At 53.6% G+C, this 14,072-nt stretch carries 15 protein-coding genes; 7 read left to right on the top strand and 8 right to left on the bottom strand.

The window, feature by feature from the left end; translation table 11 throughout:
- Positions 1 to 23: 23 nt before the first annotated feature.
- From pomA to thiI, 3 genes are all read left to right on the top strand, one after another.
- Positions 24 to 788 carry a flagellar motor protein PomA gene (gene pomA / locus FCL40_RS16990; RefSeq protein WP_136854488.1) on the top strand — a complete coding sequence of 255 codons (765 nt, stop codon included), beginning with the start codon at positions 24 to 26 and terminating at the stop codon, positions 786 to 788.
- 8 nt (positions 789 to 796) lie between these two features.
- A complete protein-coding gene (locus FCL40_RS16985; protein ID WP_136854487.1) occupies positions 797 to 1,741 on the top strand; it encodes a flagellar motor protein MotB in 945 nt (314 codons plus the stop codon).
- A gap of 118 nt (positions 1,742 to 1,859) precedes the next feature.
- Positions 1,860 to 3,314: a tRNA uracil 4-sulfurtransferase ThiI gene (thiI, locus tag FCL40_RS16980; protein ID WP_136854486.1), complete on the top strand. Its 1,455-nt coding sequence runs from the start codon at positions 1,860 to 1,862 to the stop codon at positions 3,312 to 3,314.
- A 637-nt stretch (positions 3,315 to 3,951) separates the two neighbouring features.
- On the opposite strand, the gene FCL40_RS16975 is transcribed toward thiI, so the two are convergent.
- Together FCL40_RS16975 and FCL40_RS16970 are read right to left on the bottom strand one after the other, a co-directional pair.
- Positions 3,952 to 4,845 (bottom strand): ketopantoate reductase family protein, encoded by an 894-nt coding sequence (locus FCL40_RS16975; protein WP_205729154.1) that lies wholly within the window; start codon positions 4,843 to 4,845, stop codon positions 3,952 to 3,954.
- Positions 4,830 to 5,195 carry a VanZ family protein gene (locus FCL40_RS16970; protein ID WP_407644157.1) on the bottom strand — a complete coding sequence of 122 codons (366 nt, stop codon included), beginning with the start codon at positions 5,193 to 5,195 and terminating at the stop codon, positions 4,830 to 4,832. Before FCL40_RS16970 ends, FCL40_RS16975 begins: the two co-directional genes overlap by 16 nt.
- Positions 5,196 to 5,345: 150 nt before the next feature.
- Here FCL40_RS16970 and FCL40_RS16965 point away from each other — a divergent pair, with 150 nt between their 5' ends.
- Together FCL40_RS16965 and FCL40_RS16960 are read left to right on the top strand one after the other, a co-directional pair.
- Positions 5,346 to 5,828: a YajQ family cyclic di-GMP-binding protein gene (locus tag FCL40_RS16965; RefSeq protein ID WP_136854485.1), complete on the top strand. Its 483-nt coding sequence runs from the start codon at positions 5,346 to 5,348 to the stop codon at positions 5,826 to 5,828.
- A gap of 52 nt (positions 5,829 to 5,880) precedes the next feature.
- On the top strand, positions 5,881 to 7,605 hold the full coding sequence (locus tag FCL40_RS16960) for a recombinase family protein (protein ID WP_136854484.1): 1,725 nt from the start codon (positions 5,881 to 5,883) through the stop codon (positions 7,603 to 7,605).
- Positions 7,606 to 7,870: 265 nt separating this feature from the next.
- On the opposite strand, the gene FCL40_RS16955 is transcribed toward FCL40_RS16960, so the two are convergent.
- Both FCL40_RS16955 and FCL40_RS16950 read right to left on the bottom strand, forming a co-directional pair.
- Positions 7,871 to 8,830 (bottom strand): ParB N-terminal domain-containing protein, encoded by a 960-nt coding sequence (locus tag FCL40_RS16955; RefSeq protein WP_136854483.1) that lies wholly within the window; start codon positions 8,828 to 8,830, stop codon positions 7,871 to 7,873.
- On the bottom strand, positions 8,827 to 9,393 hold the full coding sequence (locus FCL40_RS16950; protein WP_136854482.1) for a recombinase family protein: 567 nt from the start codon (positions 9,391 to 9,393) through the stop codon (positions 8,827 to 8,829). The genes FCL40_RS16955 and FCL40_RS16950 overlap by 4 nt, the downstream gene beginning before the upstream one ends.
- 345 nt (positions 9,394 to 9,738) lie before the next feature.
- On the opposite strand from FCL40_RS16950, the gene FCL40_RS16945 reads away from it, so the two are divergent.
- A complete protein-coding gene (locus FCL40_RS16945; protein WP_136854481.1) occupies positions 9,739 to 10,455 on the top strand; it encodes a caspase family protein in 717 nt (238 codons plus the stop codon).
- Positions 10,455 to 10,964: a hypothetical protein gene (locus tag FCL40_RS16940; RefSeq protein ID WP_136854480.1), complete on the top strand. Its 510-nt coding sequence runs from the start codon at positions 10,455 to 10,457 to the stop codon at positions 10,962 to 10,964. The genes FCL40_RS16945 and FCL40_RS16940 overlap by 1 nt, the downstream gene beginning before the upstream one ends.
- A 224-nt stretch (positions 10,965 to 11,188) precedes the next feature.
- On the opposite strand, the gene FCL40_RS16935 is transcribed toward FCL40_RS16940, so the two are convergent.
- The 4 genes from FCL40_RS16935 to FCL40_RS16920 form a co-directional block, all read right to left on the bottom strand.
- The gene (locus tag FCL40_RS16935; RefSeq protein WP_136854479.1) at positions 11,189 to 11,974 is read right to left on the bottom strand and encodes a BRO-N domain-containing protein; all 786 of its coding nucleotides are present in this window, start codon (positions 11,972 to 11,974) and stop codon (positions 11,189 to 11,191) included.
- Positions 11,975 to 12,130: 156 nt separating this feature from the next.
- Positions 12,131 to 12,826: a DarT1-associated NADAR antitoxin family protein gene (locus FCL40_RS16930; protein ID WP_136854478.1), complete on the bottom strand. Its 696-nt coding sequence runs from the start codon at positions 12,824 to 12,826 to the stop codon at positions 12,131 to 12,133.
- Between the two features lie 3 nt (positions 12,827 to 12,829).
- The gene (locus FCL40_RS18930; RefSeq protein ID WP_407644158.1) at positions 12,830 to 13,414 is read right to left on the bottom strand and encodes a DarT ssDNA thymidine ADP-ribosyltransferase family protein; all 585 of its coding nucleotides are present in this window, start codon (positions 13,412 to 13,414) and stop codon (positions 12,830 to 12,832) included.
- 427 nt (positions 13,415 to 13,841) lie between these two features.
- Positions 13,842 to 14,072, bottom strand: a complete 231-nt coding sequence (locus FCL40_RS16920; RefSeq protein ID WP_136854501.1) for a GDCCVxC domain-containing (seleno)protein — start codon at positions 14,070 to 14,072, stop codon at positions 13,842 to 13,844.

The following is a 14,072-nucleotide window of genomic DNA, read 5'->3' as shown; positions in this document are numbered from 1 at the left end:
ATTCAGACAGTTCAGGAGAGTTTGTGGATCTCGCGACCCTAATTGGCCTCTTAGGCGCTTTCACATTTGTGATCATGGCGATGATGAATGGGGGCGATCCCGGGGTGTTCATCAATATCCCCTCGGTCCTCATCGTGGTGTGTGGCTCCCTGTTCGTGGTGATGATGAAGTTCAACATCGGTCAGTTCCTGGGCGCGGTGAAGATCGCCGCCAAGGCTTTCATGTTTAAGATCGACAAACCGGAAGAGCTGATCGAGCAGGCGGTGGTGATGGCCGACTCCGCCCGCAAGGGGGGCTTCCTCGCCCTGGAGGAAGCGGAGATCGACAACAGCTTCATGCAGAAGGCGGTCGACCTGTTGGTGGACGGCCACGATGCCTCCGTGGTGCGCCAGGCACTCTCCAAAGACATTGGGCTGACCATCGAGCGCCACCAGAATGGCTCCAGCATCTTCCGCGCCCTGGCCGACGTGGCGCCGGCCATGGGGATGATCGGCACCCTGATCGGTCTGGTGGCCATGCTCAACAACATGGACGATCCCAAGTCCATCGGGCCGGCGATGGCGGTGGCGCTGCTGACCACCCTCTATGGGGCCATCATCGCCAACATGGTGGCGGCGCCCATCGCCGATAAGCTGGAGCTGAGGATGGGAGAGGAGATGCTCAACCGCCGCCTGATCATGGACGCGGTGCTCTCCATTCAGGATGGCCAGAACCCCAGGGTGATCGAAGGCTTCCTCAAGAACTACTTGGCCGAGAAGAAGCGCCAAGTCTCCACCACCGACGAGTAGGCCGCCCAATGACTCTGACCGCCAATCGCGACGAGGAGGTTGCTGGCCCGAAGAAGAGGCAGGCCGCCGGCGCCCCCGCCTGGATGGCCACCTTTGCCGATCTCAGCACCCTGTTGATGTGCTTCTTCGTGCTGCTGCTGGCCTTCTCCGAGATGGACGTGCTCAAGTTCAAGCAGATCGCCGGCTCCATGAAGTACGCCTTCGGGGTGCAGAACAAGCTGGAGGTCAAGGATATCCCCAAGGGTACCTCGGTGATCGCCCAGGAGTTCCGTCCGGGCCGCCCCGAGCCTACACCTATCGAGGTGATCAACCAGCAGACCATCCAGTTCACCAAGAACCACCTGGACGTGGACCCGGGCAGGGATCCTGTGGCCGGCAGCGAGCAGACCAACGACGGCAAGCTCAAGGGTGGGGCCAGTGAGGAGAGTGCGCCATCGGTGGATGCCAGGGCTCAGACCCAGGCCCAGGCTCAGAGCACCGCCCTGGCCAAGAAGCTGGCGGAGCAGCTTCAGGAACAGATCGAGGATGGGGCCATCGAGATTGAGTCCCTCGGGCAGCAGATCGTGATCCGCATCCGCGAGAAGGGGGCCTTCCCCGCCAACTCCGCCTTCCTGCAACCCAAGTTTCGGCCGGTGATCCAGGCGGTCGCCGGCCTGCTCAAGGACGTACCCGGCATCATCACCATCACCGGGCATACCGACAATGCGGTGATCCACAACGAACTCTACCGTTCTAACTGGGAGCTGTCGGCCCAGCGGGCGGTCTCGGTGGCTCACGAGATGATCAAGGTCGAGGGGTTTGAACCCAGCCGCATGGAGGTGATTGGCAAGGCCAACACCCAGCCCCTGGTCAGCAACGATGAGGCGGTCGGCCGGGCCAAAAACCGTCGGGTCGAGATTGCGATCACCCAGGGTAAGCCTAAACTTTCCGAAGAGATCCCGGCGGTTCAGTAACCTGAGCTGGCCACGCCCGGCGCGGCGTGGCCCTCTCTCCTCCCTGCCGGCGGTTCCCCCAATGCTGAAGCTCGGGTATAATGCCGCGCTTTATTTTTTTTGCCCGTACAGGAAGCTCATGAAATTTATCGTTAAGCTGCATCCCGAGATCATGATTAAGAGCAAGTCGGTGCGTAAGCGCTTCGGTAAGTTGCTCGAGTCCAACATCCGCAACGTGCTGCGCCGGACCGATGAGACCGTACGGGTTCGCTTCAACTGGGATCACATCTCCGCCACCAGCAGCAACGATGAGCCGGCCAACACCGCCAAACTGGTGGAATCCCTGCGCAACATGCCGGGCATCCATCACTTTATGGAGGTGCGCCAATACAACTTCGAGACCCTGGACGACATCTACCAGCATGCGCTGCCGGTGTTCGCCGAGCGTCTCAAGGGCAAGACCTTCTGCGTCCGCGCCAAGCGCCGCGGCAAGCACGAGTTCAACTCCCTGGAGGTGGAGCGCTACGTCGGTGGTGGCCTCAATCAGCACACCGAAGCCCTAGGCGTGCGCCTCAAGGATCCGGACGTGGTGATCGGCCTGGAGATCGAGGACGACAAGCTGTACCTGGTGCATAAGCGCCACGACGGCATGGGCGGCTTCCCCATCGCCACCCAGGAGGATGTCCTGTCGCTGATCTCCGGTGGGTTCGACTCCGGCGTCTCCAGCTTCCAGTGCATCAAGCGCGGTGCCCGCACCCACTACTGTTTCTTCAACCTGGGTGGCGCCGCCCACGAACAGGGGGTCAAGCAGGTGGCCTACTTCCTGTGGAACAAATACGGCTCCTCCCACAAGGTGCGCTTCATCTCCATCCCCTTCGAGCCGGTGGTCGAGGAGATCCTCGAGCGCATCGACAACGGTCAGATGGGTGTGATCCTCAAGCGGATGATGATGAGGGTGGCCAGTGCCGTCGCCCAGAAGTACAACATCCCCGCCTTGGTCACCGGTGAGGCGATGGGCCAGGTATCGAGCCAGACCCTGACCAACCTCAATGTGATCGACAAGGTCAGCGACACCGTGATCCTGCGGCCCCTGGTTACCTGGGACAAGCAGGAGATCATCGATATGGCCCGCCAGATCGGTACCGAGGAGTTTGCCGCCAGCATGCCGGAGTACTGTGGCGTCATCTCTCAGAAGCCAACGGTGAAGGCGGTCCTCTCCAAGATCGAAGAGGAGGAGGCCAAGTTCTCCGAGGACCTGGTGGAGCGAGTATTGGCGGAGGCGAAGATGATAGACATTCGGGATATTGCCAAGGAGGAGCAGGCCAAGGTCACCGAGATGGAGACCGTGGACAGCCCCATCGACGGCGCCGTGGTACTGGATATCCGCGCCCCGGAAGAGGAGGAGCAGAACCCGCTGGACCTCGACGGTGTCGAGGTGGTGACCCTGCCTTTCTTCAAGCTGGGCTCCCAGTTCAAGGAGCTGGACCAGCAGCGCACCTACCTGCTTTATTGCGACCGCGGCGTCATGTCCAAGCTTCAGGCCCTCTACCTCAAGGAGCAGGGCTTCAACAACATCAAGGTCTACCGCCCCTGATGACCCGCTAGAGAGTAAAAAAACCGCCGCAAGGCGGTTTTTTTGTGGTGGCCGGTGGAGTAAAGACAGGCCGTATTCTTGAGCTAATCGATTGAATTATAAGCTTGATGTTACCATGGTAGGCTCCGGCGGTCGCGCTAAAAGGGATGGTGGCCGCCTACGCCTGGAACAGAATTAAAGGGATTTAGTTATGTACCTGAGACGATCCGGAACTGCTGTGCTTGCCGCCGCCCTCTGCACCCTCTTCAGCCTGCCTGTCCTGGCAGGACAAGATGAGGTCTGCATCAGCCACACCGTCAACCTCCAGGGGGATCAGCTCGACGGGATAGCATTTCGTGACAGCCTTGACGAGGGGATGGTGTTTGACATCGACCATCCGATGACGGTGATCCTGACGCGTACGCGCTGTGTCCGGGGCGAACAGAGGGAGTTGCAGGTCTTTATGAATGATTTCCTTAAGCGCAGCGACCCTCCCGTGGAGGGAGACAAGCGGGAGGTCCGCCAGGTGGTGAACTGCGTTAGCCGCCGCCTGGAGCAGCAGTTTACCCGGGGCGCCTGGCTCATTAGCCGCTACCAGGCGCGCGCCCTGGAGCCGTGCCAGCGGGGGCGGGCTGATCTCCGCTGCCAGGGGGCGGCCTCAGCCGAGGCTTTGAGCCTCAAGGGCCAATACCTGCTGGAGGTTGTCATGGTGTGCGGGCGCCTCCAGCCCGGCACTGCGCGCCACCGTCACCACGTAACCGCTGATCGCCTCAATTTCGGTCTTTCGCTGCGCTTCGATATCGGACAGCATGGAGGAGCGGTTGGCGGCGGTGGCCTCGGCCACCGTCAATCCCAGCGCCAGCACCTGGGCCGCGTCCAGGACGACGCCCTGGCTGGCGGCCACCTGAACCAGCTCCTGGCTGAGCCGGGTCAGCGGCTCGAGAAACTCCGGTCGGGTCAACTCACCGTTGCGGCATCGGTGGAGGGCGGTCAGCGGGTTGATCAGCGCATTGACCGCCAGCTTCTGCCACAGCCTCAGGTGGATATTGCGATCCATCTCAAAACCGATGGCTGCCAGGCCCTGGGGCAGGGTGCCGCCCTCTCCCAGGGGACCGGCAAAACGCTGCCCCAGCCCAGTGTGGCGCACCGAGCAGGGGGCTTCCCTCAGGGCGCCGTCGGTGAGGGTGCCGGCCCACCACTGCTTGTCGGGATGGCGCTGCGCCAGCCGCTGCTGTGGGCCCATGCCGTTGTGCAGCAGTACGATGGGGGTCTGTGGGCAGAGGCGGGGCAGCAGGGGCGTCAGCGCCTGCTCTGCCTGGTAGGCCTTGGTGGTCACCAGCAGCGCCTGGCAGGCCGCCATGGACTCGGGGGGCAGGTGGCACAGCCTGTGGCGAAATCGCTTGCCATCCAGCCTGGTCAGTTGGTGTTCTCTCACCTCCCGGGAAGTGCCGGGGCGGCCGATGATCACCGGTTCCACCCCCTGGCGTGCCAACAGGGCGGCCAGCAGCTGGCCGATGGCACCACCGCCGAGCAGGGCTATCGGCTCTGCCATCGCACCACCAGCATCAGCAGCAGATGAAACAGCAGGGCGCCGGTCATGTCGGCGGCGAAATCCAGGGGATCGGCCTGGCGGTAGGGCAGCCTGGATTGTACCAGTTCCACCAGGCCGGCATAGCCCGCCAGCACCAGCAGTTGGCGCCACCTGGGCCAGTCGAAGGCCAGGTGCAGCATCATCGCCAGGGCGGCGAAGCCCAGCAGGTGGCCCAGTTTGTCAGTATGGGCGATGGGCTGGGGATAGTTGGGTTGGCCAAACAGCAGGTAGGAGAAGGCCGCCAGCATCAGCAGCAGGCTGAATCGGAACCACAGTCGCTGCTGCGGATTGGGAGAGGTCAGGATCATCATGGATGCAATGATAGCCGCGCCGACGGCCGCAGGCCATGACTAATCACCCCTTTTGACCCTTTGCGTCTTGCTCCGCGGGGATCTGCGGGTAAACTCTTTGGCTAGAATAGATTAGGCCAACAAAGGCTTGTGGCTTTTCAGGAGATTAAGATGCCCTCTTTTGACATAGTGTCCGAGGTAAACGCCGTCGAGCTGCGTAACTCGGTGGACAACGCCAGCCGCGAGCTGACCAGCCGTTTCGATTTCCGCGGTGTTGAAGCCAGCTTCTCCCTGGCAGAGATGGTGGTGACCATGAAGACCGAGTCCGACTTCCAACTGAAGCAGATGGAGGACATCCTCCGCGGCGCCCTGGCGGCCCGTAAGGTGGATGCCAGTGCCATGGAGGTGGATGAGAAAGCCCTGCACAGCGGCAAGACCTTCTCCCGCAACGTTAAGTTCAAGCAGGGCATCGATCAGCCCACCGCCAAGAAGCTGGTGAAGATGATCAAGGACAGCAAGCTCAAGGTGCAGGCACAGATCCAGGGCGACAAGCTGCGGGTCACCGGCAAGAAGCGCGACGACCTGCAGGCGGTGATGGCCCTGGTGCGCGAGGCGGAGCTGGGGCAACCATTCCAGTTTGAGAACTTCCGATAGAATGATGACCTGATATATACTCCCCCGCCTCTACTTCCCCAGGGGCGGTTTAATGCAGTACGCAATCTCCTACAGTCGATTCTCCACCGGACGCCAACAACACGGCACCAGTCTTTCCCGCCAAACGGAAATGGCCGAGGATTACTGCCAGCAACACAACCTCACTCTCCTTGAGTCATTCCACGATGCGGGAAGGTCAGGATTCCATGCAAAACACCTAGAGGAAGGCGGTCAGCTTAAGTTACTGCTGGACAAGGTCAACGACGGCACTATTCCAAAAGGTACGCACCTTCTCGTAGAGCAAACGGATCGCCTTACGCGCCAAGCCGTCCTAGAGGGATTGCAGGTTATTCAGCAATTGGTGCTGGCGGGCTTGGTTGTGGTTACCCTTGACGATGGGGAAAAGTACGATGCCGATGCTGGTTTCGGGAAACTCGTGATGCTGTTAGCTCGTTTACAACGAGGCCACGATGAATCCAAGGCCAAAAGTGACCGCATGAATTTTGCCTGGGAAAAGAAAGCCAAACAGCTCCTGGCAGGAGAACTGCCCAAGATGCGGATGCCCTTTTGGTTAGAACGTGATGGGGACAACGTGAGGCCGGTAGCTCAGTGGGTGGAGGTCGTAGAGTGCGTTTTTCAAGGCTGCATTGACGGTTATGGGTGTGCGGAGATAGCGCGTTCGCTAAATAATGATGGCATTACGACGAAGTCCGGAACAATGTGGACTGCTAGTTCAGTGACCCAACTCATTCGTAATAAACGCCTAATTGGTTGGCACCAGCGAAAGGAGTCAAAGGAACTGTTCAAGGTTTATCCTCCCATAATGTCCATAGAGCGCTTTGAAGAAGCTGGCAAAGCGTTGGATACCAGGGTTCGCTCAAAGGGAAACAGTCAGAAGTGGTCTAGTGCCCTTTCCGGCTTGGGACGGTGTGGTGCTTGCGGCAGTGTGTTGAAGTACAGCGGTAGAGCGAAGTACCGTACAGCAGTTTGTAGGGCGGCTGTAGACGGTGGTGCAGTTTGCAGTAACAAGCGTTCCATTCGTTACAAGGCCATTATCGTTGGAATGGTGGCAGCCCTGAGTAAAGGTTTGGGTCAACAGCTTCTGCCGAAGCCCAAGGAGCAGGGATCTCAGCGGGAGAGTGTACAGCACGAAATTGATGGGCTGGATGGACAGATATCGAACCTGGTTGAAGCTATCGGTATGGCACCTAATGTACAGGAGATTGCAGTTAAACTGCGTGACGCTCAGGCTAAAAGGGAAGATCTGAAACAGAAGCTGTCTACTATGGTGGATCCTGCTGACCCAGAGGTAGAGCGTGCGCGGCGGTCTCTTATCGCATCACGTGATATTCCTGAGTTGGTGGAAATGGTGCTAGAGGGATTAAAGGAAGCTGCAGCCAAGTTTAATATCCTGCTTCACTCCATAGAGGAGGCACGGTTTACACTGCAGGATGGAGTGGTTCGCATCGGTGATACCGAAACCTGGATTGAACACAAAACCATCCGTTTTAGAGACGCTGACGGCTACCTGGCTACCCTTTCAGATGTCCCGATAGAAAGGGAGAGGAGAATAATCGAGTACGGTACTCCGGACAACGCAAGAAAAATTACTACCTGGGTTTCTATTGCCGGTCAGGATCTGGGTGGAGGGTTTCATTTGGAATACGATCCTGTGGATGAACCCAATGTGCCAGAACTCGATATGTACGACGAGAGTGGCAATGTGAGAATGGACAGGGTTCGTATACTCAACGATTTCGCCGAACAACTCACATAAGCAGCTACTACCCAGGGGGGACTATACGGAGATAGGGGATTCGAATAACGATTGCTGCGTCCCATGCTTTCTACAAAAAGTGTTGTTTACTTTTATGCGATTTTATTGCCTGAGTATTCATCCCTTGGCGTGGATGTTTAGCAGTGGTGCTTACACTGTTGTGTACACCTGACGAATCCCTCAAGGTGTACACGTGTGTACAGCACCCCGTAAAGTATCCCCCAGAGGCCACGTGACGAGCCTTCAGGGGATTTACAATGTGACCCTAAAAGTCAGGATCAGAAGAAGAATTATCACTAGAGCTATCCCAATCCTGGGGAGCCTCATCTCCTTCCATTGCCCCAGCTTCTTCCAGCCACTTGTTACGCAGGGTGACGGAGACACCGAGCCCTAAGCCCTTCACTGCTTTACGTAGCCCCTCTCGGAAGTAATCCTCTCCGTATTGTGCTACGAGGCGGCTGACGGCCTCTGAGGCTCCCTTGATTTGGTGCTGCTCCCACTCATCATTGTTCATATCTTTGGGGAGGAATCCCTTACCAGTAACTGCATCCGATAGCGGCCTGATTTTTGGGAAGCCTTTGGAATCCCATGCGCTGGTGGGCAGGTAGTGTTTCTTTTCCAGACCTTCTTTTAAAGACTCAGCGAAACGAGCCAGGTCGTTGAACTCGTATTCGTGCTCATCCCCCAGAGCTTCCCTACATGCCTTCAGGCCCCTTGCGATATGGTTTGCCTGACCTCGACTGCAGCCCACCTTCTCGGCCACCTGGGAGACGCTTAGGCTGGATTTCTCACCCACGATCAATGCTCGGAACTTGGACTGCATCACTTCGTCGTTGGTGACACCTACACCATGAGACTGATTCGCCTCTTGAGCCGCTGCGAATGCTTCCTGGTAGGTACGATTTTCAATTACTCGAGCAGTGATGGTGAGTCCGGAGTCTGGGTTCTCCTCCAGGTATTTGAGGCAGGCACCCGTCCGATGAAACCCATCGACAACGTAGTGCTTCCCATCGACTACAAACACATCAATGGGCTGTTTAATCCCAAGTCCGTTACGGAGGTCATCGAGGATTTCCCTATCCTGTGCGTCTTGCTTAATCTCTTGAGCGGCTCGTACCTGCTTATCTTTAATCAACGAAACGTCACGCGCCTGCATGGCTGAATCTAGGATCAGTAGTTTTGGGTCCAACTCTGCTCGTTTGCTGTCTGAAATGTATTGGTTCATTTGTTCTCTTCAGGGGCCGCTAGGGCTCGCTGTACTGTGGAAAGGGATACCCCTACCTGTGTGGCTATCTTGCGTAAAGAAACGCCCTCAGAGCGTAACTGACGGATTTCCTGGTGCTTGGTCTGGTTAGTGGGACGGCCTCGATACTTCCCAGCGGCCTTTGCCTTCTCAATACCTTCCTGGCGTCGTTCCTTAATCATCGCGAGTTCAAATTGTGCCACTGCCCCCAGCATATTCAGCATTAGCTCAGACATATGGTCACTACCGCCAGCAGTAAAGCTCAGGCCCTCTTTATGGAACCTGACGTTCACGCCTTTACCGTTCCAGGTATCAACCAACTGCTTCAGGTCAACGAGGTTACGGGCAAGGCGGTCGATGCTGTGGACATGGATGGTATCCCCTTCCCTGGCGTATCCCTTTAGCTCTTCCAAGGCTGGACGATTCGTAGTACCGCCACTGCATTTATCAATGAAGGTCTTATCCCACTGGATGCCCGTATCGGAGAGCTGGCGGTCTGTGCGTTGGTCTGCGGTAGATACCCGCATGTATGCGATGTGTGCCACTGGGTGTACTCGTATGGTTCTAAGATGCAGGGTATTTTGCTGTGCTGGTTAATTGGAGTCAATCCTAACGGGTACTGTCTGGGGGGATTTTGACCATACCCGTGTGGGTATACCTAAAGAACACAATGCTGCTTTATCGATTGTGAAAGAGGAGGGGGGCGAGGAAATTTTGATCAGCTAGTTGCCTAGATGGAGGGACTGGCGGGACTTTGCTGTAAGCCAGATTAGGAGTGTTTCTTTCGCTTGGGGTATAAAAACTATAGCCATTCCAATGAGTTGCTTCGAGCAGTGGTCAGCAGTACCATAGAGTAAGTAATTGGTGACCGATTGGAAAAGAGGTGTTAAGTGAAAAGGCGAGCATTGATAATAGGCTGCCCTGGATCTGGTAGCGATTTCTTACCAGGTGTACAGGCAGACATGAAGAACTTTAATAGTTTTCTTCAAAGTGATCGTGGAGGAAGGTGGTATTCCTCGGAGATCGTAACGCTATACAATCAAAGCAAATATAGTATCCAGAACGCGCTGAATCAGATTAAACGTGAACACTTAGATTATTTATTGGTTGTTTTCTCTGGGCATGGAGAATACTCTGATCAGGCGATGTGTAGGCGTCTATATGTAGACCGCGAATATATTTATGAAACAGACTTAAGGCAGTTGTGCAATAGGCAGTTACTTATACTGGATAACTGTGCTGCGCGAGACGATTCTGTGTTGGAAAAAAAGGCAGAGATGATCTTTGAAGGATTATCAGCGCGAAATATGTACCGGAATCACCGTACTGTCTTTGAAAACAATGTAATGGCATGTCCACCTCAAGAAATCGTACTTTATTCCTGCGATATTGAAGAGTATTCTTCCGATACGACCAAAGGTGGAACATACTCCTTTAACTTGCTGTCACAGGCGTTTAACCTTAGCCACCATGCTGATGTTAGTTCCCTAGAGGCTCATGTGGCGGCATCTGAAGTGGTTAGTCGTGTTAGTATGGGTAAGCAGAACCCTCAGTACTATTGCTCGGCACGCCGTGGTTCCAAGCTACCTATTGCGGTTGGTGAGTAATGCCTGAAGCGGACGGAAATTTTGTATTAGGACTTCCTATCGAAGAGTTTAGGTTGTATCTCTATTTCTTTGCTGTACTGTTGACTAACTGCATTACCGTTTGGATATTTAAACGGAACAGCAAGGATGGCGATAAAAACAGATCTAATGAAAGACTCTTTAAGTTGCAGGAGTTATCGCTTTCCCATCCATTTTTAGAGAACCAGCACTTTATTTCTGGTTGGAATGAATTCAAAGAAAAGTATACTAGTAATCGGAGTTCGATTGACTTTAGTTGTGAGAGCAATCAAAGGTATTTTCAGTACGAACAATACTGCGAAATGATATTCAATCTGGCTTCTTCGTCTTTTGATGCAGCGGGAAATGAAAAGAAGCTACTCCAGAACATAGATTTTAAAAGTTGGTGTAGGTCGCATAAGTGCTGGTGGGAGAATCCTTTGGACTCGCACTCCAATCGAGATACTTATGATGGTAAGTTTTGCGATATGGTTGACGGCTGGATGAAATGAAGCGTGGGTTTAGTTTTTATAGGGCCGCCTGTTTGTTAGTGGGATATTGGTGATCTTTGCAAATACTATCACCTTGTTTCACTGGGTTACCTGGAATGTAGGTCATCAATAGTAGAGTGCTTTGGGCATTTTCGTGACTTATAGAATCTGGAAATAAAAACGGGGAGCTAGGACTCCCCACTTTTTTTGAAATTGACAATTAGGTTCAGTGAACAGGAGTTTGCTTAACGCACTTGTTTAATAGCAGTATCCACAATCGATTGCTCAAATTGCTTGTCGTATCTACTGCCTCCTTTGGGACATTCAATCCAAGGGCCGTTTACCTCAGCTCTAAGTTTGTCACATAGGGCAGCAGAATGAGCCATTTGAGAATCATTAAACTTAATCTCCAACTCTAGCAATCGAGCGTTTAAAGAGATCATTCTAGATCCTGGAGATTGAACACTTTCTATAACGGTTAAGCGGTCATTGATGCCAGCCATATCTCGTTTTAATTGTTCTGTTTCTTGTACGTTTTGGTTTAGATCTTCTGCTAAGCGAACAAGCAAAGCTGTAGATTGTTCCAAAAGAGATCTGGAAGAATCTACTGGGGCTGGGTATTCGCCATGCTTGTAGATTGTAGGTATCACATCGCGGAACAGCCACCTCTGAAAACGTTTTCCTGCTTCGCTAGTGTCACCGGCAAGAACTCTTAAGTAGCCGGTTTGGTTGATGAACGTGTCAGGCATCTTCGCACGTTTAGGATCATCTATGCCTGATCTGTAACGTGGATCATCAACCATGATATTCCGATACTCATCAGCTTCGAGAGTATTAATTACACGCTTTAAGCGATTGGTTAGGGATGAGGGGCGATGCTCTGGGTCTATGATTGCGTTTTCTCTACTAAGTGTTTGTAGAGTATCAGAGAGGGATACATAAATTTCACCATCAAAAATTTGGGTGCGTACGTTTGATTGACCCGCCTCTCCTTGATAGCAGACTTCAATCAAGCTTCGATTTTTGTCCATGTTGCCAAGTTCCTCTGATTTTATGGTATGTCTATTTTACCGGTTCAAGGCAGATAGTTACCACAAATCTGCTTGGGTGAATATTCTTCCATCTCAATTAAAGGAGTATGGAGTGTTTACTTTTTGAGTAGGCCTGAGAGCATCTTATAGGGCTGTTCAAAACATTTTGTTTTGTACTGGGGTTGCTCGGAGCTGGTTCTTATACTGTTCGTGGGTTAGCCTTAGGAACTCACTTGGTGACTCTAGTGCCCGTGTTAGCTTGTCATTGATCTTTAGGCTAAGGTACAGAGCTGCTGCGTATCCTTGGCAGTTGATAGACTTCTTGGGGTTGAATTCAATATCTGTGAAACCTGAGAAGTGACATATTTGGTCAGCTAACTCACTGTTTTGGTGGAGGGCATTGATATATAACCAGTCGTAAAAAAAAGTTTTTGGTTCCGATGGGAATCGTTTCCCGAGAAATTCGAAGCCTATCAGGTTGCCGGATTCCTTAAGCCGTATGTCCCTTTTGGCTTCTCTGGGGGTTGCCTCCATTAGATCGATAAACGGCCCTGCTGACTGAAACACTTTGCTGCCTTGGAACGCAGATTCGACGGTGTAGGTTGTCTTGTGTTTTTTTGTCGTAAAGGTAAGGTTGAAGGCACTTAGGCGTTGACCCAGTTGGTCTTCGGATTTGCTAGAGATTTCAAGTACAGGGCTAATGCCGTATGCTGCTGCTGTCTTATGCAACTCGCGTATCGACTTTTGTTTTTGGATAACAGCCATACCTGGAACCCACTTGAATTCCAGCATCTTTTCGATCACCCCAACTTGTCCTACTGGGGCAGGAAGAAAAATTGGTCTAGTTGCCATGGATTAATGCTCTAGCATAAACGTCCGCGATCCAAAGTAACCTGAATTGGCTCCATGCAATACTGAATGTTTGCCTGCGAAGCGCACATATGGATTGTACTGCTGTAGCAATGCCTGGTTGTTGAATACAATTCGGGTTATGAACTGAGGGTGTATTTGTCCAAAAACCAGTGCTTCTGCTTGTACATTGGTCGTATGGCAAGGTTCTAGGCACTGATCTGCCCGAGAGCGTACACCGTTCATATCTTGAAATAAAGCTTCGAGTGAGTGCGGAGCCATGAGATTCCGAGGGTGTAACTGACGCATTGTCGTGTTCGCAGCGTTATCAGGGTAAAACGCTGTTCTGTGTGTCCAGAGTACCGATGGGTGTAGACAAACTATAGCGAACTGCCTTTGTACCTGCCTTCTGTACTTGTAAAGCATTCTGTCGTTAGGGAAGGAAATGGACACGCTGACAGAGTTTGGGTGGCCGTCCAGACGAACGTCATCGTTTGGGTACACGGGTGTTTGGAGTCCGGCGATTTGGGCTCGGGTCATCAGCCCAAACTGGAGGATGCTCGGTAGATGCCTTACGTCAGTGAAGTGCACTAGTTCCTGAATGTTGCGCTGTTGGCAAATTTGCTGAATCGTCACAATTACATAACCTATTGTTTTTAATGATCCATTATATGGATGCGTTAGTGGTTATGGAAGAGCGGCTTGCTAGATTTACTGGTAACTGAATGAACTGGAAATGTTCGAAATGTGTTCATGCCCTAGCAGTGTCTGCGGAGTGCTTTTGTTTAAAAAGCAGATGGCGTTCTACTGCGGCGTTATCTGGTTTTGGTATTGTGGTTTCTGCTTCGGCTCGATGGGTATCTTATTGTACAGCTTGCTAGTTTAATGAAGCGAAGGTGCTTATGGCATGTTTAGTACTTGGTGAGGAAGTAGCCAGTTAATTAGGTCATCATTAGAAATGCAGTTCGAGAACTTCCGCGACTGATCGCAGGGAGAGGGAGAAACGAAAACGGGGAGCCTAGGGCTCCCCGTTTTTTGCTGAGTGGCAGCAGCCGTCGCCCAGCTGCATGGGCGGGCAGGGGACGCTGCCGTAGGAGCAGAACACGCAGCAGTGGCCGGGCAGGGGGCGCAGCAGACGGTCACAGCCGTGGCATCGGTAGAACCACAGGCAGGCGTCGGTGGGCATCTGCTCGGTGCGCCGGTGTCCGCAGTGGGGACAGGTCAGGGTGGAGCTCAGCTGCGGCGTCAT

Origin of the sequence: Ferrimonas sediminicola, from assembly GCF_005116715.1 — a bacterium.
Lineage (GTDB): Bacteria > Pseudomonadota > Gammaproteobacteria > Enterobacterales > Shewanellaceae > Ferrimonas > Ferrimonas sediminicola.
This window is presented reverse-complemented; position numbering and strand designations above follow the sequence as displayed.

What these genes read in the sequence shown, in the direction of transcription:
- FCL40_RS16940 (WP_136854480.1), top strand. Translation starts at nt 10,455, where the DNA reads ATGCCTGAAGCGGACGGAAATTTTGTATTAGGACTTCCTATCGAAGAG.
- FCL40_RS16960 (WP_136854484.1), top strand. Translation starts at nt 5,881, where the DNA reads ATGCAGTACGCAATCTCCTACAGTCGATTCTCCACCGGACGCCAACAA.
- FCL40_RS16975 (WP_205729154.1), bottom strand. Translation starts at nt 4,845, where the DNA reads ATGGCAGAGCCGATAGCCCTGCTCGGCGGTGGTGCCATCGGCCAGCTG.
- FCL40_RS16970 (WP_407644157.1), bottom strand. Translation starts at nt 5,195, where the DNA reads ATGATGATCCTGACCTCTCCCAATCCGCAGCAGCGACTGTGGTTCCGA.
- FCL40_RS16920 (WP_136854501.1), bottom strand. Translation starts at nt 14,072, where the DNA reads ATGACGCCGCAGCTGAGCTCCACCCTGACCTGTCCCCACTGCGGACAC.
- thiI (WP_136854486.1), top strand. Translation starts at nt 1,860, where the DNA reads ATGAAATTTATCGTTAAGCTGCATCCCGAGATCATGATTAAGAGCAAG.
- FCL40_RS16985 (WP_136854487.1), top strand. Translation starts at nt 797, where the DNA reads ATGACTCTGACCGCCAATCGCGACGAGGAGGTTGCTGGCCCGAAGAAG.
- FCL40_RS16965 (WP_136854485.1), top strand. Translation starts at nt 5,346, where the DNA reads ATGCCCTCTTTTGACATAGTGTCCGAGGTAAACGCCGTCGAGCTGCGT.
- FCL40_RS16930 (WP_136854478.1), bottom strand. Translation starts at nt 12,826, where the DNA reads ATGGCAACTAGACCAATTTTTCTTCCTGCCCCAGTAGGACAAGTTGGG.
- FCL40_RS16935 (WP_136854479.1), bottom strand. Translation starts at nt 11,974, where the DNA reads ATGGACAAAAATCGAAGCTTGATTGAAGTCTGCTATCAAGGAGAGGCG.
- FCL40_RS16955 (WP_136854483.1), bottom strand. Translation starts at nt 8,830, where the DNA reads ATGAACCAATACATTTCAGACAGCAAACGAGCAGAGTTGGACCCAAAA.